We start from the raw sequence: 20,134 nt of genomic DNA, 5'->3' as shown, positions 1-20,134 counted from the left end.
CCCCAGCAAGCTCACTTTTATTACTTCCAGGGGTAGCCATTCGGCCACGCGCCTCGTTGTCGGCCACCTTGTGCACAACTACTCGTCGTAAAGCCCGCGTACCCTCGAATACATGGCTTATCCAGACGTGTACCGCGCCGATGACAACCGCTATGAGACGATGCCGTACAACCGCTCCGGCGGCACGGGGCTGAAGCTTCCAGCCATTACGCTGGGACTTTGGCATAACTTTGGTGATGACCGGCCGCTGGAAACGCAGCGTGAGATTCTGCGCACCGCGTTCGACCACGGCGTCACACACTTCGACCTCGCCAACAATTACGGCCCACCGCAGGGCTCTGCGGAGGCGAATTTCGGTCGCATCATGGCCAAGGATTTCGCTCCCTACCGTGATGAAATGATTATTTCCTCCAAGGCCGGTTGGTACATGCAGGATGGCCCCTACGGCTTCGGCGGCTCGCGGAAGTACCTCGTGGCCAGCTGCGATGCCTCGCTGAAGCGCATGGGGCTGGACTACGTGGACATTTTCTACCACCACCGCCCCGACCCGGATACGCCTATCGAGGAAACCGTCGCCGCCCTCGACTTCCTCGTCCGCTCGGGTCGCGCGCTCTACGTCGGCGTGAGCTCCTACTCCCCTGAGCTCACTCGCCGCGCGCAGAAAATCGCCCGTGAGCTGGGCACACCGCTGACCATTCACCAGCCGAGCTACTCCATGTTCAACCGCTGGATCGAGGACGAGCTGCTGGCAACCTGCGCCGATGAAGGCATGGGCGTCATCGCCTTTTCCGCGCTTGCGCAGGGGCTTCTCACCGACCGCTACTTGGATGGCGTGCCGGAGTCCTCGCGTCTCGGGGCGCACAAGATGAACTCGGGGTTCCTCAACGACGACACGCTCACCGCCATCCGCGAGCTCAACGCCATTGCTTCACGACGAGGCCAGTCCCTGGCACAGATGGCCATCTCGTGGGTGCTCCGCCGTGACGAAGTGACCTCAGCCCTGATCGGTGCATCCTCGGTGAAGCAGCTGAAGAACAGCCTCGGCGCCCTGGACGCTGCACCGTTTAGCGATGAAGAACTCGCGGAAATCGACAAGTGGGCTGTCGACCGCGGGATTAATCAGTGGCAGGGCGCTACGGAGTCTGTGTAGGGAGCTCATCGAGCGCCGGCAGCACATACTCAATCAGCTCATCAATCTGCTCTTCCGCATCCCGTTTAGAGGTGCGGAAGTTGATGCTGACGTGATTGATGCCGAGCTGTCGCTGGGAGTGCAGCAGTTCGATGAGCTTGTTGCGACCAAGGCGGTACCCGAAGTGGCCACCCTGCGCAGGTGCGTCGGGGTCTTCATGCAGATCAATCCACAGTGATTCCAGGAAGGGTTTGAACACGTCCTCGCCGCACTCCTCAGTCACCGCTTCCTGCCAATTGGCGATGTTCTTCTTCTGCATTTCCAAACCCTTGTGGTACATGAACCACCCGTCGGTATGCGCGGCCTTCCACTTCAGGCTCTGCTGACAGGAGCCGGTGGCCAACAGCGGAACTCGGCGTGCCAGCGGTTTGGGCACCACGTCCGATCCGCCCATCTTGCCCTCGGACCAGCGGATGGGCCGGTAGCTAGTGCTGAGGGCCTTTTCATAGACCTCGATATGCTCGCGGAAGCGCTCACCGCGCTTGCCTTTGTCCTGGTTAAAGGCGGGGAACTCCTCGGGTCGGTCGCCGGTGGCAACGCCAAAGAGGAAACGGCCGTCGGAAAGCCTGTCCAGGGTGGCAGCGCGCTTGGCCATCACCAGCGGATGCTGGAAGGGCACGACGACTGCGCCGGTGCCGAGCGCGATATCGGTGGTGTGTGCGGCGATGTAACTGAGGTACATCCAGGGGTCGTAGACCTGGCCGACGTCGCCGAATGTTTCCACGCGCAGCGGGATGTCGCGTGCCCACACTGCCGCGATGCCTGCGTGTTCGGCTTTCTGAATCAGCCGAATCTGGTTGCTCAGCGCGTCCTTGGGCTCGGCTTCGGCGTCCTGCTCGATGGGCAAACTGAGCCCTACCGTGAGTCGGCCCGGCGCGAATGTACGCTGGTAACCGGGAAGTTCGTCGATGGCCTTGTCCGAAAGATCAAACAGCGAGCTCATGGTGCTCCACGGTAGTACAGCTCGAGGTGCGGCACTCGTCGTTAAGCTGGAAACATGCTTGAGGATGTCATCATCGTCGGTGGCGGCCAAGCTGCCCTCGCTACCGCCTATTACTTGCACAAACGCGGCATTGATCCGCTCATTCTGGACAATCAGCCCGCTCCCGGCGGCTCCTGGCGCAATGTCTGGCCCTCACTGACGCTCTTTTCCACCCCGGACTTTTCCAACCTTCCGGGCATCCAGATGCCCGATTATGACGGTTTCCCGCCCGCTTCCCACGTGATTGACTACCTCAGCTCCTACGAAAAGCGCTACGAACTGCGCGTTCAGCGCCCGGTCGCCGTCACGCACGTCTCCCATGACGGCACCTTCCACCTCACCAGCGATGCCGGTGACTTCGAATCCCGCCAGCTCATCGCCGCCACCGGCAACCAGCCCTTCGTCCCGTATTACCCCGGCACGACCACCGCGAAACAGTGGCATTCGGCCAACTACCCAGGTCCCGAGCCATTCGAAGGCTCCCGCGTTGCCGTTGTCGGCGCGGCAAACTCCGGCGCACAAATTGCCTCTGAACTGGTACTTTCCAACATCGACACCAGCTGGTTCACCCGCCACGAACCACGCTGGATGCCCAACGACGTCGACGGCCGCGTCCTGTTCAAACGCTACCGGCAGGACGCCACCGACAGCATCGGCGACATCGTCGTCCTACCGCCCGTCCGCAAAGCCCGCGACTCCGGCGCACTCACCTGGACGCCCATGTTCTCCTCGCTTGACGACGTCCACGCGGACCACCTCATCTGGTGCACCGGTTTCCGCCCCGCGCTCGGCCCTTTCCGCAGCGTCGACTCTGACCTCATCGAGTTCGTCGGCTACGGCGACTGGGTTGGCCCCGGTGCCGCCACGATCATGGGTGTTGGCCCCTTCGCTAAGCGCGCGGCCGAGCGGGTGGCTGCCCGTCTGTCAGCATGACCTGCATCAACAGCATGTCCAACCATCGCCCGTTCTTCGTCCCCACCTGCGGCAGTAGCCCAACACGCTGAAAGCCATACTTTTTGTGCAGCGCAATCGACCCCTCATTGCCGCCTTCAATCGCCACAACCAAGACATGCTTTCCCGCCTCGCGAGCAGCATCGATGGTCGCGCTTAACAGTGCGCCACCAATTCCCCGGCCTTGAAAGTTCGGATGCACGTAGATGGAGTTTTCCACCGTGTACTGAAACCCGTCGAAGTCACGGAAATCGCTAAAGGTGGCATATCCAGCGACTTCGTCGTCAAGCGTGGCGACGAAAACCGGGTAGCCCTTGTCCCAGTGCGCCTCCATCCATGCGATGCGATTCTCCGCACTGACAGTGTCATCATTCCAGATGGCGACGGTGTTGATTACGGCTTCGTTGTAGATCTCCGCGATTGCCGCGGCGTCCTCCCGCGTTGCCTGTCGGATGATCATGGTTTTGCTCCCCACTGCCTGCGCTGTTTCTGTGCTGTTTTCTACAGCTCCGCTTTTATGAAAGCGAGATTACCAAGCTTTCAATTTCGAACGGGTGTTTTATTTGTATTTTGGTACGCTACCCCGCGAACAACCCACAAACACCCAGGTAACATGTGCTTTTATAGTCGGCTAACCATCTTCGAAAACTCCCCAATATTTCTTTTCATTTCTCTTTACAAACTAGAAACATGCCCGTATGATAGCAAGTAAGTTCGAAAGAAAACCGACAACCATTGGAGCACCAGGGGGATCCAATGAAGTCCGAACAAGTACCCGAACCATATTGGGCTCACGAAAATCCTGAAGATGAGCTCTCAGCACTCGCGCGGGCTACCAACCGCGCCCAACTTGAGTTGATTGAAGCCTGCTGCCCTGCAGGTGATGATGACGTTGAAAACCATGCCGCTCGCATCAGCATTCGGCTGGGAATCACCCGCAGTGAAGCACTGCGTATCTGTGACATTGGCCTGTTGCTGGAGAAAATGCCACAGTTGGCGGAATACGCCCGGGAAAGCTGCGCATTATCCATGCGGCAACTCGGCATCATTGCACATGGCGTAGTCGGCATCGAGCCTGATCAAATACCCGATGCAGAGAAGAAGATTCTGGCATTGGTTACGCCACGGAAGCGTCGTCAAGCAATGATTGGTCCTCGCACGCTCACCACCAAAATTGGTGATATTGCTGCGGACTTGGATGACCGTGCTCGCGCCGACGGCACAATTCCCACCATCACCGACACGGAATCGGTGACTCTGGTGGAACGTCCCGACAGCTACTCCCAAATCATTCTCACACTGCGGCCGGACCGCGCCTATTTCGCCATGTGCGCAATTGAAACGGTCTTCCGCGCGAATGAGGAAATGACGCAGGCGGATGCATTTGTGGAACTCATCCACCAGCGCACCAATGCGGAAGTTGTGCTCAATGTTTTCCGCGAGCCCCACAGTGATGACGCCTGGCTGGACGGTGCCGGCTGGCTAGGCGCGCTGGTCACGGAGGAGTGGATGCAAAAGGTGACGCATGTCCGCCTCTCAGCAGACAGCGCCACCAATGGTTACCGCCCAACTCCAGCGCAGGTCGCCCGCGTCCACGGTCGCGATGGAACATGTCGCTTCCCCGGCTGCGAAGTCCCAGCGTACAAGTGCGATATTGACCATATCGCGCCGTACAACCAGGAAGACCCCGAAGCCGGTGGTCCCACCGACACGCAGAATCTGCACTGCCTATGCAGGAAGCACCACAACCTGAAAACCCACAAGCTCTGGGATATCACCGCTTATGAGGACGGCTCAGAGGTGTGGTCCTCTGCCGACGGCGTTACCGCGGCGACCGTCCCGGCCGGACCATTAGCCGGGTTCGGCCGACAGACTTTTGACAAACGCGCTACCCAGAAGACGAAAGCACGCCATGACCACTACATGAAGTGGTGGCTGTCATTCGCGGCTGTGCCAGATCTGGTCTTTGATGATGGGGAGGATTAACCCAGCGGACCACCGCAGTTCGGCCATGCGCCAGCACCCTGGGAGGCAAGCACGCGCTCGCCAATCTCAATCTGCTGCTCCTTAGTGGCCTGGTCAGCCGTCGGTGCGTACTGGTCACCGCCGTGGCCGCTCCAGGTCTGCTGCGAGAACTGCAGTCCGCCGTAGTAGCCGTTACCGGTATTGGTCTGCCAATTTCCGCCGGACTCACAAGCCGCAACCTGATCCCAGGCGCTAACTGATGCAGCGTTAGCGGCCGCGGTCGGGGCAGCAATCATGCCTGCTGCCACAGCGGCGGATGCGATGAACTTACCGGAAAAACGCATAAAAAGAGAACACTCCTAAAGGGTTGACTTTTCTCTTGGGCGACCAACCTACGCGCACCCTCCCCCGTCCTGTCAACCCGTATCCTGGAAAGCATGTCCGTGGCAGATGTCGTCCGCAAGACCGAGAGAAGGATCAACGCGCTGGCCGCCAAGCGTTCCAAAAACGCTGGTTGGGAACCGGAAATCATCGGTTTCACCGGGTATGGAAATGCAGAGCGCGTGCGCGTATTCGGCCGTGTCCTCCTGAAGGATCCGGCCAAAAAACGAGACGAAGAACGAAACAAAAAACGCGGATTTTGGCAGTTCTTTACCGTCGAACTCGCGGACTTTCCCGTCACCATCACTGCCGGCGACCGCACGGTGGAAACCACCACGGATAGCAACGGCTATATCGAGGTACTAATCAGGAATCACGGCCTGGAACCCGGCTGGCACGAAATCACCATCAACGACACTCCTGCAGAGGTCCTCATCCTCTCCCCGGAGACCAAATACGGCATCGTCTCCGATATTGATGACACCGTTTTGGTCACTATGCTGCCGCGCGCCCTCATCGCCGCCTACAACTCCTGGGTCAAGGAGACAGACGAGCGCAAGGCCGTTGCTGGCTTCAGCGAGTTCTATGCGCAACTTCGCCGTCGTTACGCGAGCAAAACCGACGAGGACACGGACGTTCCCGTCATCTATCTCTCCACCGGAGCGTGGAACACCTTCAGCACACTAAAAAAGTTCCTACACCGCAACAACCTGCCGAAGGGCCCACTGCTGCTCACCGACTGGGGGCCAACGCCCACCGGCCTGTTCCGCTCGGGCAAGGAACACAAGAAGGTGCGACTTCGCGACCTGTTTATTGACTTCCCCGAAATCAACTGGATTCTCGTCGGCGATGATGGCCAGTACGACCCGCTCATCTACGGCACGGCCGCGGCGGAGCATCCGGACAAGGTCGCGGCCATCGCAATCCGCAACCTCACTCCCAGCGAGCACGTGCTCTCTCACGGCACGGCGGTGCCAATTGAAAAGCTGGAGAACAAGGAGGTCCCGTTCATCGAGGGCGCCGACGGCTATGAACTGCTCAAACAGATTGACCAGCTGCCGCAACCATGATCTACCTCCGCCATGCCCGTATTCACGATGATGCCGAGCTCCCGGCGTACGTCGTAAAGCTCGCGCTGCCCTTCCCCATGACCTTCACCACGCCGATTACCATCCTGACCGGCGAAAACGGCAAGGGAAAGTCGACGGTACTGGAGGCGTTAGCGTCGGCGATGGGTGTCGATACGGACGGCGGCTCGCGGTACAAGACGCAAGAGCGCACCTCCCCGGTCCCACTGGCGCTGACCAGGCGCAATCCCCCGGATACGTTTTTCTTTCGCGGCGACGCGCACCTGAACCTCGCGCGCTATTACGAGTCGCTTGGGCAGCTACCAGGTGGCAGAGAAATGGCAGACCTCACCCAGATGAGCCACGGCCAATCCATCATGACGCTGGCCGAACGCCGCTTCAGTCCCGAATCACTGATTTTCCTTGACGAACCCGAGGCGGGACTGTCGGTCCTACGCCAACTGGAGCTCCTCGGCCGCCTCGGCGCGCTCGCGGAAGCCGGCGCACAAATCATCATGGCGACGCATTCCCCCATCCTGCTCGCCACGCCAGAAGCAACGATTATTTCGCTTGACGACGCCGACACCACCCACTTCGAAGACACCCTCGCGGTACGGGCGACCAGGGATTTCCTGGCCGATCCGGTCGGCATCGCGGACTACATGGTGGAGCGTTTTACGTCGGATTCTTAAGCCCCAGCGCCGCCACGACACCCACGGCCGACAGTGCCACCGGCAACCACATCGCGTCACTCATGGCGGTGGTGAAGTCGCCACGGTTGCTGCTGAGCGCCGCCGCCATGACGGTGGCAATCAGTGCGCTACCCAGCACACTGCCAATCTGGCGGATGGTGTTGTACACACCGGAGGCGGCACCGGCGAGGGACGGGTCGATGTTGCGAGTAGCAGCCGTCGACAGCGTGCCCCAAATAAACGCGTTTGCCACACCGAATGCGGCGCCCGGCAGTAGCAGCCACAGCACGGAGAGGTCCTCGTGGATGAGGTAGTGGAACCCGAGCATGCCCACCAGCGAGGACCCAAAACCGATCAGCGCGAACTCGCGGAACTTCAGCCGGTCCAGCATTCGCCCAGTCCATGGCGCCATGACACCGGAAATGAGCGCCTGCGGCACGAGCAGTAGTGAGGCCTGGATGGTCGATAGGTCGCGGGCATTCTGGGCGAAGAGGATGATCGGGAAACCAACCGCGACCACCAGCGCGCCCATCACGGCAATGGCCAGCGAGGAGATGGTGAAGTTGCGATCCTTAAAAAGGGACAGCGGCATCAGCGGTTCGGCCGTGGTCTTGGCCTCCCACAGGGTGAACAGGGCCAGGACCACCACGCCACCGGCAATCAGTGCCCAGATCCAACCGGACCAGCCGGCACTCTCCCCCTCCTGAATGCCGAAGACCAGCAGGAACATACCAATCGCGCTGAGTACAACACCGAGATAATCAATCTTGTTGCGGTGCGTCTCAAAGGTCGGCAGATAGCGGAACGCAAAAACGAGCCCGATCAGCCCAATCGGCACATTAATGAGGAAAATCCAGCGCCAACTCAGCAGCTCAATCAACACGCCACCGGCCAGCGGCCCCGTCAGCGAGGCAATTCCGGCCGCCGCACCCCACAGGCCCATCGCCGCACCGCGATGCGCCGGCGGAAACATCTGCGTAATCAGCGCCATCGTCTGCGGCGTCAGCAGCGCGGCCCCCAGTCCCTGCACCACGCGGGCAATGATCAGCATGCTTAACGACGGCGCCAACCCACACGCCAGCGACGCCAACACGAAGATAACCAGGCCCGCTACATAGGTGTGCTTGACTCCCCAGAGGTCACCGAGCCTGCCAGTAATGAGCAACGGCACGGCATAGGCCAGCAGATAACCACTGGTCACCCACATGACCTGGTTGAGCTCACCGCCCAGTTCATGCTGGATGGTGTTGATACCAACGGTGACAATGGTGGCGTCGACCAGGATCATGAAGAAGCCGAGTAACACGGTCCATAGCGCTGGCCACGCCTTTTTGGGATCAAACTGAGTATTCAAATCTGTAGCCACTCGGAGTTATGTTAGTTGATGGCTCGGGTGTTAGTTGATGGCACAGTAAAATCCAGGCTATGGCTGTTCAGCATATGACCGATGAAACCATCGCCGAGTTCTTCGCCAATCACCTCTCGCGGGTAGATGATGACACGCAGCGCGCTGTCGCTCTCGAGGTGTTGGAATGGGTTCATGAAAAGTACCCGGAACTCGGCGTTCGCATTGCCTGGAATCAGCCGATGTTCACGCTCGATGGCACTTTTATCATCGGTTTTTCCTACGCCAAGAAACACATGTCCATCGCCCCAGAGCGCGACGGCATTGTGAAGTTCTCCGACGAGTTCGATGCCCGCGGCCTCTCCTACGGAAAAATGATGGTCCGCTTCCCCTGGCCAAAGGATGGCAAGGCCGAGTCCATGCCGCTGGACCTGCTGGCCAAAATGATTGAGTTCAACATCGAGGACAAGCGCGGGATGACCAAGTTCTGGCGGTAGGTCGGGGTTGATTACCAGCCCTGGAAGCTGCCAAGCACTTAATGAGCATTCCTTTCCTCAGCGAGATCACGCAGGAATGTGTCTTTGTCGTCGCAGTAAATCTCAATCGAGGAAACCATCATTGGTCCCTTGTAAAGATCTTCTGCCACGACCTGCGAATCGACTTCTAACTTGACGTTCACTTCACTCAAAACAGGCACCCTGAGATTGCCGTGCTCGTCAATTGCTACGTCCCCTCCTTCACCTGCCGTTACGGAGCTCGCATGACGTAAGTGTGACCACGGAATTTCGCAAATAAGCCTTCGCCCATTTCGCAGTACGAGTCCTTGCGGTGTCATTAGATGTGGATGATCCCGAACAGTTACGTAAAATCCAGATAAAAGAACTACGGCATAAACACTAATTACCAGCAATAAATATCGCCAAAACGCATTAGAAATAGCAAAATGCACTATGCTTATTTCTGCAACGCTCAGCGCCAGTATCATAAAAACAACAGTTCGAAGGTTTCTATATGCTGTGAAGGATCTGACTTCACTGTCGACATTTCTCTGAGGCTTAAAAAAGGTGAAAGCAGCTAGCAGCGAACCAACTTCCGAAACGAGTAACGCTAGTATTTTTCGAGGTACGCCAAATTTCTTTGACGTCTCGGACAGCGAAGAAGCCCATGACCTGCCATTTCTGAGATAGTCTTGCCACATACCTCCAAACAGTAAGAGAAAAGCCGCAACCACCACGGCAAGTGGTAACAGGAATACCCAACCCGGCAAACCAGATACCACATTCATAAGAAGGAAAAGAACTGCTTCAAGAATAATTGCGGTAACCAGAATTGCTCTAAATATAATTTTCATGCCTACATTCCGACTATGAATTGACAGGCTTTCCTCGGAAGAAGATTCCTCACCATGCAAGCTCTCTCTTAATATTTCTTACACATTCTTGAGTTGATTTTTCACGATATAAACAGGTACCAAACAATCGTTAAAATATGGCCGTGAGCCAAATTCATGACTGAACACCGCTATACCAATGTCGCAGATGGGGGCCGACCGCCCTCATGCTCATCTCAAAACTATTCAAGTTTTCTTCTACTTTCAATACAAAATGAGTTTTGAGATTTCTACATTTCTTCTCGCGAGCTGGCTGCAATGCTCGCTGGCCCACGCATCCGACGACTTATGGCCACGCTATTCACCTATCGATGCGCTACAGCGTGTCCACAAGTGAATAGCGCATCGACAAGTGAGAGAGCCTGGCCCACAGCGTGCGCATAAGTGCCGAAAAACCATCGATAAGTCAGGAGAATCCATCGACAAGTCCCCGAAACCTGGCCATAAGTGCCGGACAGGGTTAAAGGAGGGTTACAGGACAAGCCAACAACCTCGGCTCAGCATCCGCCCCTGCTTCAATCCAACCCCCATGCTAACCCCCACCACAAACAAAAAATCCTCGGAAGCTTTTACACTTCCGAGGATCTTCACTGTGGGCGAAGGGGGACTTGAACCCCCACGTCCGTAAAGGACACTGGCACCTGAAGCCAGCGCGTCTGCCATTCCGCCACTCGCCCGTGGGAACGAATAGAACTATAACACCCCGCGCTAATACACCACCAAATCCCCAGGCCAGCGCGCGTTTTTCACCACTTTTCAGCACTTAGCAATAGCAACTTCCCCCACAACCGTCGTCACTATTTGATAAACCTCAGCAGTTCCTAGCCCTTAACTGAAGGTGTAGGGCTCTATACTGTTGCTTAAGTATCGATAATTTTTGTGCACATTTTTTTCACGTAACCCGCCGCGGTTTGGCGGGAGAAGGCGAATTTCTTTAGTCAGATGGATTTCCTAGGACGCATCCGCAAGCTCGATAGCTCGCTTCAGCGCGGGCTCGACAACAGCTTTGCGCGCGTGTTCGGCGGCAAGGTTGTCCCGAATGAGTTAGAAGAATGCCTGAAGCAGGAAATTGAAGACTTCCTGATGCAGGACGCCAACGGTCAGTACTTGGCACCCAATGATTTCCGCATTGGCATCAGCGCTGCCGACTACAAGAACCTTTCTGCGTCCGAGCCCAACCTGCCGAATCAGTTGGCTGACCGCATGACACGCTACTGCCGTAACAACGGCTGGGGCTTCACCGGTTCCATTAGCGTCCACCTGCAGGCAGTGGAGTCTCTCCACACCGGCCAGTTGAAGACGGCCAGCACTTTCACCGAGGACACCGTGGGCACCTCGGAGTTCGCCCCATTCGAGGACAGTGCCGATGATGCCAACACTGACGCAGCCCCGTCGCAAAGCGATGATGAACCCCAAGCTGCAGAGACCTCTGCCGCCTACCACCCGCAGCCTGAAGCTGAGCAGTTCCCCACCGCTTCCCGCCCCATCCCCGCGGTCGACCCAGAGGCTGCAACTGAGCTGAGCAGCGCGACCGTGGGCGAAGACCAGTCCCAGGAAAAGACCGTCACCCTGCTGTTGCAGGACGGCTCCTCGCGCGTATTTGAGGTGCGCCATGGTTCGAACATCATCGGCCGCGGCACCGCTTCCGACTTCCGTCTCCCGGATACTGGTGTTTCCCGCCAGCATGCCGAGATCACGTGGGACGGCCAGGACGCTGTGCTCGTCGATTTGCATTCGACCAACGGCACCATTGTCAATGGCGAACCCATTGAGAACTGGCTGCTGGCTGACGGCGACGAAATCTCGCTGGGGCATTCTGTTCTCGAAGTTCAGATTCGCTGATTCAGATTCGCTAAGTAGTGAGGTTCACCAGGTTCACATGCCACTGCCCTAGGTTTGCCGACACATTCCTGGAATAATTACGTCCGTGTGTTCGGTTTGCGGACCCACCAGCTCTACATAAGGAGGTTCCTCGGACGTGGAAGCTATCGTTTTTCTGCTTTCGCGCATCGGCGTGCTGGTCGTCCTGTGGTTTTTCATTTGGATGACGCTTCGCACCCTGCGTACAGAAACAACAGGCTCGGCTCCGCTGCGCCCACTTCGGCAGGCCAGCAGTGCTCCGGCCAAGCGTTTCCAGCGCTCGCAGACTCCACATCAGCTCCTTGTCACCTCCGGGCCGCTGGCGGGTTCGCGCATGAACCTAAACAACCAACGCGACATCACTATTGGCCGTTCAGAGTCGAATGCCTTCGTCCTCAACGATGACTTCGCCTCGGGCCAGCACGCTCGCGTCATCAACCGCGACGGCATCTGGTACCTGGAGGACCTGGACTCCCGCAATGGCACATTCCTCAATGGCCAGCGCGTGGAACAGCCGGAACGCCTGGCTTCGGGTATGGAATTTCGTATTGGCCGTACAACTTTGAGGTTGCAACCATGAGTCTTGCTCTGAATTACACGGCCCGCTCTGACCGCGGCCTCATCCGACAGAACAACGAGGACTCCGCCTATGCGGGTTCGCGTCTGCTCGCGCTTGCCGACGGCATGGGTGGCCACGCCGCCGGAGAAATCGCATCCCAGCTGATGATTGCGGCCGTCTCTCGGCTGGACAATGATCAGCCCGGCCCCGATTTGCTCGAGTCCCTGCGCAGCGCCTGCATGGAGGGCAATAACTCCATCGCGGATGAAATTGAGCAGAACCCCTCTACGCAAGGCATGGGCACTACGCTGACTGCTCTGCTTTTCGACGGCACCCGCCTGGGCATGTGCCATGTCGGTGACTCGCGTGGCTATCTGCTGCGCGACGGGGAGCTCATCCGCATTACCCGGGATGACACCTATGTGCAGTCCCTGGTGGATGAGGGCAATCTCACCGAAGAAGAAGCGGCAATTCACCCTCAGCGCTCACTGATTTTGAAGGCTCTCACCGGTCGCCCGGTGGAGCCTACTTTGTCTTATCGCGATGTTCACGAGGGCGATCGCTACCTGCTGTGCTCGGATGGTCTATCCGATCCAGTGTCCGCGGACACCATCAAGGATGTGCTCTCGGAGGGCACTCCGGACGAGGCCGCTACCAAGCTCATTGACTACGCGTTGAAGTCCGGTGGTCCGGATAACATCACCGTGGTGGTTGCCGATGTTGTCGATTCGTCGGCACGCACGCCTTACGAGCCCGCCCTGGCCGGTGCCCTACAGAGTGCGGAGGAGGAACTCCCCCGCCCCAATACGTCAGCGGGACGCGCGGCGGCACTCCGCCCGCGGAAGTCGCAGGAAATTGCAGTGACTTCGGCGCCGGAGAAGAAAGCTTCCAAGGGCAAGTGGCTAGTTATTTCTGTGGTGCTGGTGCTGGTGGCCGGGTTGGTCGGCCTTGGTATTTGGGGCTGGCAGAAGAAGGAGTCGATGTACCATCTCGCGGTGGTCGACGGGCAGGTGCAGCTGATGCACGGCGTGCCCGGCAGTTTGCTGGGCTTCGATCTGCAAGAGCCACATCAGTTCATCTGTTTGACCGATGACAATAAAGTTCAGCTTCCTCCGGCTGGGACGCCGAAGGAGAAGGTCGACTGCCACATCATGACGCCGGAAGATCTCTCACCGGCGGCACGCAATTCGCTGGAAGGTCTGCCGGCTGATTCCTACGACGGTGTCAGCGACCAGATTGGCCGTTTGGCGGAGTCGGCACTGCCGGTATGTCTGTCCGTTTCCGACGATGACAAGAAGGATGAAAAGCTGGGCTCGAAGCCAGGAGTCAACTGTAGGCAGGTGCGAAAATGAGTGAAACTACCACGAAGCGACAGCTTCGGATGAAGGAAATGCTCCTGCTGCTGCTGTCGGCAGGATTGTTGCTTTTGGCACTAATTTCACTGGAACTGGCTCAGGGCAACTCTCTGACCGCAGATGTCTTTTACATCATTGGCGGATTCTTTGTGATCTTTGCAGTGGCGCATATCGCGCTGACCTTTGTGGCACCCAACGCCGATCAGGTGATGCTGCCGGTTGCGGCCACGCTCAACGCCTTGGGGCTGGTGATGATTCACCGCCTCGACCTGGCCAATGACACCTCGTTGGTGCGCAACCAGATCATGTGGACCGTACTCAGTGTCGCACTGTTTATCGGCGTGATTGTCCTGCTGCGCAACCACCACTCGCTGTCGCAGTACTCGTATCTGCTGGGTCTCGGCGGCTTGATTCTGTTGGCGCTACCGCTGGTGTGGCCGTCGTCGATTAATGCTGATGCCCGCATCTGGATTTCCATCGGCCCGTTCTCCATGCAGCCGGGTGAGTTTGCCAAGGTCATGCTGCTGATCTTCTTTGCTCAGCTGCTGGTGAATAAGCGCTCGCTGTTCAATGTGGCGGGCAAGCGTTTCCTGGGCATTGATTTCCCGCGTGTTCGCGACCTGGGTCCGATTCTGCTGATCTGGGGCATCGCTACCGTCATCATGGCTCTGCAGAATGACTTTGGCCCGGCGCTGGTGCTCTTCGGCACTGTGCTGGCAATGCTCTACGCTGCCACCGGTCGCGGTTCCTGGCTGATCATCGGCATGGTGCTGGTGACCGTCGGCGTTGTCGGTGTCTACATGGTTTCGGACAAGATTCAGGCGCGAGTCACGCATTTCCTGGATCCGTTGGGCTCCTACGACGAGGGCGGCTATCAGCTCTCCCAGGGTCTGTTCGGCATGAGCTGGGGTGGCATCGGTGGCACCGGTCTGGGCCAGGGCTACCCACAGAACATTCCGGTGGCACACTCTGACTTCATCCTCTCGGCCTTTGGTGAAGAGCTAGGTTTTACCGGTCTGAGTGCCATCATCCTGCTGTTCGCGATTCTGATTTCCCGCGGTATTTCGGCGAGCTTGGCGGTACGTGATTCCTTTGGCAAGCTGCTGGCGGCCGGTGTCGCATTCTCGATGGCCATTCAGCTGTTCGTGGTTGCAGCCGGTGTTTCCAAGCTGATGCCGCTGACAGGTCTGACTACTCCGTTCATGTCAGCCGGTGGTTCCTCACTGCTGGCCAGCTACATCATGTTGGCCATCGTGCTGCGCGTCTCTGACGAGGCCAACCGCCCCTGGGGCATTCAAAGCAGCCCTTCGGGCCTCAACGACAATGCCAACGCATCTCAGGAGGTGAACCAGTAGATGAATAAAACCATTCGCCAAATCTTTGTTGTCGTTCTCGGACTCTTCGTTCTTCTACTGGCGAACCTGACCTACATCCAGGGCTTCCAGCAGGATAAGTACGCCCACAATCCGCTGAATAGCCGCCAGTTCCTGGAGGAAAAGTCCAAACCTCGCGGCCAAATCACCACTGACGGCGACATTCTGGCCCACTCGGTCAAGGGCGAGAGCGGCTTCTATGACCGCAGCTACGACACCGACCCGGAGGCATATGCCGCGGTGGTCGGATACCTGTCGGACATCTACGGCTCGGCCGGTATCGAACGCTCTCAGAACGAGATCTTGAACGGCAGCGACCCTTCGCTGTTTACCTCCCGCGCCCTCGACATGGTCACGGGCAAGGAACCCTCTGGGGCCTCCACGGAGCTGACGCTGTTGCCGAACGCTCAGCGGACTGCGTACCAACAACTCGCTGAACGCGGCTACGTCGGCTCCGCCGTCGCCATTCGCCCATCGACGGGTGAAATTCTCGCGATGGCCTCCACACCGTCGTTCAACCCGAATGACATCGCCGCCGGCGACGAGAGTACCTGGCAGTCCCTCAATAACAATGAGGGCGCACCGCTGCTCAACCACGCCACTCAGCGTCCGCTGCCGCCGGGTTCCACTTTCAAGGTGTTGACCACGGTCACGGCACTGGAGCAAGGCGCTTCCCCGGACACCTCAGTCACTGGCGCACCGCAGATTACGCTGCCGGATACCACCACTACGTTGGAGAACTACGGTGGCTCGACCTGTGGTGGGGCTACTACAACTCTCCGCCAGGCTTTCGCGCAGTCCTGTAATACGGCATTCGCTGAGCTCGGTATGCAGTACGGGGCCGATGCGCTCAAGGACGTCGCTAAGCGATTCGGCATCGGTGAGACCCACGATGACGCGGGCCTGCCGATTCAGCCCTCCGCTGTCGGTGATATTCCGGATCAGTCCTCGCTGGGTCAGACCTCCATTGGTCAGCGCGACGTGTCCTTCACGCCGCTGGACAACGCCATCATCGCCGCCACGATTGCCAACGGCGGCGTGCGCATGGAACCCCAGATCATCAAATCGGTGCGCGGTGCCGACCTCTCCGAAATCAAGTCCTTTAAGCCGATTGAAGCCGGCGAGGCGATTTCGCCGGAGGTCGCGGAGACCGTAACTGAGCTGATGCGCGGCTCCGAGTTGCACTCGGGCGGTAACGGTTCGCGTATTGCCTCCAAGACCGGTACCGCCGAACACGGTGCTGTCCGCGGCGAGTACGCACCGCACGTCTGGTACATCGCCTTCGCGCCGGACTCCGATGTCGCCGTGGCTGTCGTCGTGGAAAACGGTGGCGGCCAGGGCCAGGGCGCTACCGGCGCCTCCGTTGCTGCCCCGATTGGCCGTGCACTCATTAACGCGGTCGAACAGGCGGGTCGATAAGCATGGATGCCCACCAAGTTCAAGACATCGTTGGCGACCGATATCACGTCCGCCGTCTGCTCGGCCGTGGCGGCATGTCCACCGTCTGGCTTGCCGACGACGCCACCAGCGGCGAACTGGTTGCAATCAAACTTCTGAACCAGGAGTACTCGGACAACTACGAGTTCCGGCAGCGTTTCCAGAACGAAGCCGCCGCTGCGCGCAGCGTCAACAGCCCAAACGTGGTGAAGATTGTCACCTACGAGGAAGGCGACATCGGCAGCCACGGCGCGTGTTACATCGTCATGGAGTACATCCGTGGCGAATCTCTGTCGCAGGTGCTGCAGCGGCGTCGCACCCTGCCAGAGCACCTGATGCTCGACGTTCTGGAGCAGACTGCACACGGCCTGTCGGCAATTCACGCTGCGAACCTTGTCCACCGCGACATTAAGCCAGGCAACCTCCTGGTGACGCCGGAGGGCACGGTGAAAATTACCGACTTTGGCATTGCCAAAGCCGCTGAAGCGGTGCCTCTGACGCGTACCGGCATGGTCGTCGGTACCGCGCAGTATGTCTCACCGGAGCAGGCGCAGGGCAAACAGGTGAGTCCGGCGACAGACATCTACTCGCTTGGCTGTGTCGCCTACGAAATGGTGGCCGGCGCCCGGCCCTTCCAGGGCGACTCCACCGTCGCGGTTGCCGTGGCACACATCAACGAGGCACCACCTGCGTTGGCGCCGACGGTCAATCCGCATATCCGCGAACTTATCGGCATTATGCTGCGCAAGGATCCGCAGCGTCGCTATGCCGATGGCCGTGAGCTGGCACAGGCTGTTTTGCGAGTGCGCGCGGGGCACCGCCCACCGCAGCCGCGTGGTGTGACCCCAACGGTGCACCGTCAATCCAACGCTGCCAACCCGGCGACCACCGAACTCGGTGCCATGACGCGACCGCCCATGCCGGTGTCGCAGCCACCGCAGCAGCCACAGCGGCCACCGCAGCAACCCGCCCGACAGCGTAAGCCGGCAAAGAAGCGCAGTGGCTGCGGTTGTGGCTGCGGCAGCATTGTGCTGTTGGTGCTGCTAGTGTTGCTGGCCGGTGCTATCGCGGTCGTCTATTCGCTGTCGACTACCGGTTCACTGCCAACCATTCCGAACTTGGAGCAGTACATTCCGAACCAGTCACAGCAGCAAACCACAGAGGAAAACACCGACCCCAACGACGGTTCTGGTTACGGTTGGTCGGGAGACAATTCCGGTAACTGGGGAAATAACGACGGCGGCAACTCTGGGGAAAACTACGGCGGCAACAATGACGGTGCCTCTGACAGCTCCACTGAGCAGGACACCAGCGAGACCGCTCCGGATACGTCCGAACCGACTCAGGATTCGGGCAACGACAATGGCAACGACAATGGCAACGACTCCAGTGACGGCGTTCTGCCCGGTATTCAGTTGCCCCTGGGAAATGACTCCGGTAATACCTTGGGGACTCCAGATGCACAGTAATATTCAGGTACAAGATGTTTTGGTGGAAATCCTTCCGAAGGGACTGACGAACAATGTCTGGCAATGACGATCTCCTCTCCGGCCGTTATCGGCTCGGCGAGCTCATTGGCGTTGGCGGCATGTCCGATGTCTACCGCGCTGAAGATACTGTTCTCGGTCGCTCTGTCGCGGTCAAGATGATGAGGGCCGACCTTGCCAGGGATGAGAACTTCCTCGCAAGGTTCCGTCGTGAAGCGAAAAACTCAGCGCTGCTGAATCACCCGTCGATCGTGTCGGTGTACGACACCGGCGAGACGGATAGCCCGATGGGGCGCGTGCCTTTCATTGTCATGGAGCTGATTCAGGGCGAGACCCTGCGTGATCTTGTTCGTCGTGAGGGGCGGCTCGACCCGAAGAAAGCCGCATCGATCATGGCATCGGTGTGTGATGCGCTGACGGCATCCCACCATGCGGGCATTATTCACCGCGACATCAAGCCAGCGAACATCATGCTGACCAACACCGGCAAGGTGAAGGTGATGGACTTCGGCATCGCTCGCGCGCTCGGTGATTCCACCACGATGACGCAGACTGCGGCGGTGCTGGGTACCGCGCAATACCTCTCGCCGGAGCAGGCGCGCGGTAAGACCGCCGACGCCCGTTCCGATATCTACGCTGTCGGCTGCGTACTTTTCGAGGCCGTCACGGGCGCCCCGCCATTCACCGGTGAAACCCCTCTTTCTGTCGCTTACCAGCACGTTCAGGACCAGCCGCCGCGGCCTTCAGGGAAGCTCAACACCGACCCGAACACGGCTCAGGCCCTCGACGCGGTGTTGTTGACCGCGATGGCCAAGGATCCGATGGAGCGCTACGACTCTGCAGAGGACTTCGCCCAGGATTTGCGTCGTCTTGCACGCGGCGAGGATCCGTTGGCGCTGGCGCACCACGGCGCGCATGACGACGACGCGAAGACCACCGAATTCCTTCCGGCAACTCCGTCGGATGCTGAGACCCGGGTGACCCCTGCGCAGCAGGCAACTCCGGCCGCTGTCCCTGCTCCGGCTCCGGCTCCGGAACCGGAGAGAGTGGCTGCCCAGCCGGAAGCCCCTGCTCAGATCGCTAACACTGACGAGCCTGAGAAAAAGAAGGGTGGCGCAGGAAAGACTGTCGCACTGGCGGCTGCTGCGCTGGTCGCTCTCGGCGGTGTCGGCTACGGCGCCTACCAGCTTTTCAACTCGTCCACCGAGGTCGAGACCGTCGCCATTCCGCAGGTCGAGGGCCTAAATGTCAATGAGGCAACGCAGGTTCTCGAGCAGGCTGGTTTCGTGGTCAACCGCGTCGACGAGCCGAACCCAGATGTGCCCCGAGACACGGTGATTGCCACCGAACCGGGTGTCGGATCGGGGTTGCCGCAGGGATCTCGTATCAAGCTGCGCGTATCTTCGGGCCCAGAGTTGACCAATGTGCCGGATGTACGCGACAAACAGGCAGAGGAAGCTCGCCGCCTGCTCGAGGAGGCGGGGCTTGTCGTCAATCCGAAGCTGCAAGAGGAACCGAGTGAGGACGTTCCGCGCGGCAATGTCATCGAGCAGTCTCCAGCTGCCGGTTCTCAGGTGTCGAAGGGAACCCGCGTAACTTTGACTGTCTCCTCCGGTATCGAGACCAAGACTGTTCCGGATGTCACTGGTCAGAGGTTGGATTCCGCCCGCACGACCCTCGAATCCGCTGGTTTCGTTGTCGAGGTGGTGGAGGTTGACTCCACTGAGGAACAGGGAACCGTTGTTGAGGTTCCCCAGAAGGGCACGGAGCTCACCGTCGGAACGACTGTCGAGCTGCACGTTTCGCGCGGCAACCAAATTAAGATGCCACGAGTTGAGGGCCAGACTCGCAGTGATGCGGAGAAGGCACTCACCAATGCCGGCTTCGAGGGAACTATCCGCACCGAGGAAGTCACCACGCTGGATCTGTCCAAGGTCGACCACGTGGAGAAGGCCAACCCGTCAGCCGGCTCCAAGCTCAACAAGGACGGCGAGGTCACCCTGCGCGTCTACCGGCTGGGGGTTGCCCCGGAGAGCTCTTCAGAGGAACGGCCTGCTCCGGAACCTCCCATAAGGCTGCCGGATCTGCTGCCTAACTAGCG

18 protein-coding genes and 1 tRNA gene are annotated in these 20,134 nt (G+C 58.9%); 13 read left to right on the top strand and 6 right to left on the bottom strand.

The genetic code is table 11. The features are described 5' to 3' along the window. Window positions 1-112 precede the first annotated feature (112 nt). The gene (locus QP977_RS04470) at window positions 113-1,150 is read left to right on the top strand and encodes an aldo/keto reductase (protein ID WP_049172571.1); all 1,038 of its coding nucleotides are present in this window, start codon (window positions 113-115) and stop codon (window positions 1,148-1,150) included. Here the strand turns inward: QP977_RS04470 and QP977_RS04465 are convergent. After that, window positions 1,134-2,132 (bottom strand): LLM class oxidoreductase, encoded by a 999-nt coding sequence (locus QP977_RS04465; protein ID WP_284847173.1) that lies wholly within the window; start codon window positions 2,130-2,132, stop codon window positions 1,134-1,136. The two genes, QP977_RS04470 and QP977_RS04465, sit on opposite strands and share 17 nt — an antisense overlap. 54 nt (window positions 2,133-2,186) lie before the next feature. On the opposite strand from QP977_RS04465, the gene QP977_RS04460 reads away from it, so the two are divergent. Beyond that, window positions 2,187-3,104, top strand: a complete 918-nt coding sequence (locus tag QP977_RS04460) for an FAD-dependent oxidoreductase (protein ID WP_284847172.1) — start codon at window positions 2,187-2,189, stop codon at window positions 3,102-3,104. Here the strand turns inward: QP977_RS04460 and QP977_RS04455 are convergent. Next, entirely contained in the window at window positions 3,061-3,582 is a 522-nt protein-coding gene (locus QP977_RS04455) for a GNAT family N-acetyltransferase (RefSeq protein WP_284847171.1), read from the bottom strand. The two genes, QP977_RS04460 and QP977_RS04455, sit on opposite strands and share 44 nt — an antisense overlap. 296 nt (window positions 3,583-3,878) lie before the next feature. Here QP977_RS04455 and QP977_RS04450 point away from each other — a divergent pair, with 296 nt between their 5' ends. After that, complete coding sequence (locus tag QP977_RS04450) at window positions 3,879-5,108, top strand: HNH endonuclease signature motif containing protein (RefSeq protein ID WP_070546993.1); 1,230 nt, start codon at window positions 3,879-3,881, stop codon at window positions 5,106-5,108. On the opposite strand, the gene QP977_RS04445 is transcribed toward QP977_RS04450, so the two are convergent. Beyond that, window positions 5,105-5,431: a transglycosylase family protein gene (locus QP977_RS04445; RefSeq protein WP_005511827.1), complete on the bottom strand. Its 327-nt coding sequence runs from the start codon at window positions 5,429-5,431 to the stop codon at window positions 5,105-5,107. The genes QP977_RS04450 and QP977_RS04445 overlap by 4 nt on opposite strands. Window positions 5,432-5,524: 93 nt before the next feature. Here QP977_RS04445 and QP977_RS04440 point away from each other — a divergent pair, with 93 nt between their 5' ends. Both QP977_RS04440 and QP977_RS04435 read left to right on the top strand, forming a co-directional pair. Then, the gene (locus QP977_RS04440; protein ID WP_070546991.1) at window positions 5,525-6,538 is read left to right on the top strand and encodes an App1 family protein phosphatidate phosphatase; all 1,014 of its coding nucleotides are present in this window, start codon (window positions 5,525-5,527) and stop codon (window positions 6,536-6,538) included. Continuing rightward, window positions 6,535-7,227, top strand: coding sequence for an AAA family ATPase (locus QP977_RS04435; protein ID WP_070546990.1), 693 nt, complete (start codon window positions 6,535-6,537; stop codon window positions 7,225-7,227). Before QP977_RS04440 ends, QP977_RS04435 begins: the two co-directional genes overlap by 4 nt. Here the strand turns inward: QP977_RS04435 and QP977_RS04430 are convergent. Beyond that, entirely contained in the window at window positions 7,211-8,593 is a 1,383-nt protein-coding gene (locus QP977_RS04430) for a DHA2 family efflux MFS transporter permease subunit (RefSeq protein WP_070604527.1), read from the bottom strand. The two genes, QP977_RS04435 and QP977_RS04430, sit on opposite strands and share 17 nt — an antisense overlap. 59 nt (window positions 8,594-8,652) lie before the next feature. On the opposite strand from QP977_RS04430, the gene QP977_RS04425 reads away from it, so the two are divergent. Next, the gene (locus tag QP977_RS04425; protein ID WP_070602180.1) at window positions 8,653-9,069 is read left to right on the top strand and encodes an iron chaperone; all 417 of its coding nucleotides are present in this window, start codon (window positions 8,653-8,655) and stop codon (window positions 9,067-9,069) included. A gap of 38 nt (window positions 9,070-9,107) precedes the next feature. Here the strand turns inward: QP977_RS04425 and QP977_RS04420 are convergent, their stop codons facing one another. Continuing rightward, window positions 9,108-9,923, bottom strand: a complete 816-nt coding sequence (locus tag QP977_RS04420; protein ID WP_070827236.1) for a hypothetical protein — start codon at window positions 9,921-9,923, stop codon at window positions 9,108-9,110. A gap of 632 nt (window positions 9,924-10,555) precedes the next feature. Continuing rightward, a tRNA-Leu gene (locus QP977_RS04415) sits at window positions 10,556-10,639 on the bottom strand. Window positions 10,640-10,904: 265 nt separating this feature from the next. On the opposite strand from QP977_RS04415, the gene QP977_RS04410 reads away from it, so the two are divergent. The 7 genes from QP977_RS04410 (at window position 10,905) to pknB (ending at window position 20,132) form a co-directional block, all read left to right on the top strand. Then, complete coding sequence (locus QP977_RS04410) at window positions 10,905-11,804, top strand: FHA domain-containing protein (protein ID WP_070439233.1); 900 nt, start codon at window positions 10,905-10,907, stop codon at window positions 11,802-11,804. A 136-nt stretch (window positions 11,805-11,940) separates the two neighbouring features. Next, a complete protein-coding gene (locus tag QP977_RS04405; protein WP_016421758.1) occupies window positions 11,941-12,402 on the top strand; it encodes an FHA domain-containing protein FhaB/FipA in 462 nt (153 codons plus the stop codon). Continuing rightward, on the top strand, window positions 12,399-13,733 hold the full coding sequence (locus QP977_RS04400) for a PP2C family protein-serine/threonine phosphatase (protein WP_016421757.1): 1,335 nt from the start codon (window positions 12,399-12,401) through the stop codon (window positions 13,731-13,733). Before QP977_RS04405 ends, QP977_RS04400 begins: the two co-directional genes overlap by 4 nt. Continuing rightward, a complete protein-coding gene (locus QP977_RS04395) occupies window positions 13,730-15,091 on the top strand; it encodes an FtsW/RodA/SpoVE family cell cycle protein (RefSeq protein ID WP_083310511.1) in 1,362 nt (453 codons plus the stop codon). The genes QP977_RS04400 and QP977_RS04395 overlap by 4 nt, the downstream gene beginning before the upstream one ends. After that, window positions 15,092-16,528, top strand: coding sequence for a penicillin-binding transpeptidase domain-containing protein (locus QP977_RS04390; RefSeq protein WP_284847170.1), 1,437 nt, complete (start codon window positions 15,092-15,094; stop codon window positions 16,526-16,528). Between the two features lie 2 nt (window positions 16,529-16,530). Further along, window positions 16,531-18,015: a serine/threonine-protein kinase gene (locus tag QP977_RS04385; RefSeq protein ID WP_069358903.1), complete on the top strand. Its 1,485-nt coding sequence runs from the start codon at window positions 16,531-16,533 to the stop codon at window positions 18,013-18,015. Between the two features lie 53 nt (window positions 18,016-18,068). Next, window positions 18,069-20,132 (top strand): Stk1 family PASTA domain-containing Ser/Thr kinase, encoded by a 2,064-nt coding sequence (pknB, locus tag QP977_RS04380; protein ID WP_049172595.1) that lies wholly within the window; start codon window positions 18,069-18,071, stop codon window positions 20,130-20,132. Window positions 20,133-20,134 lie beyond the last annotated feature (2 nt).

This window comes from Corynebacterium sp. MSK012 (assembly GCF_030232435.1).
GTDB classification, from domain to species: domain Bacteria; phylum Actinomycetota; class Actinomycetes; order Mycobacteriales; family Mycobacteriaceae; genus Corynebacterium; species Corynebacterium jeikeium_D.
Note: the sequence above shows the minus strand (reverse complement) of the source record. Positions and strands in the feature narration are given on the sequence as shown.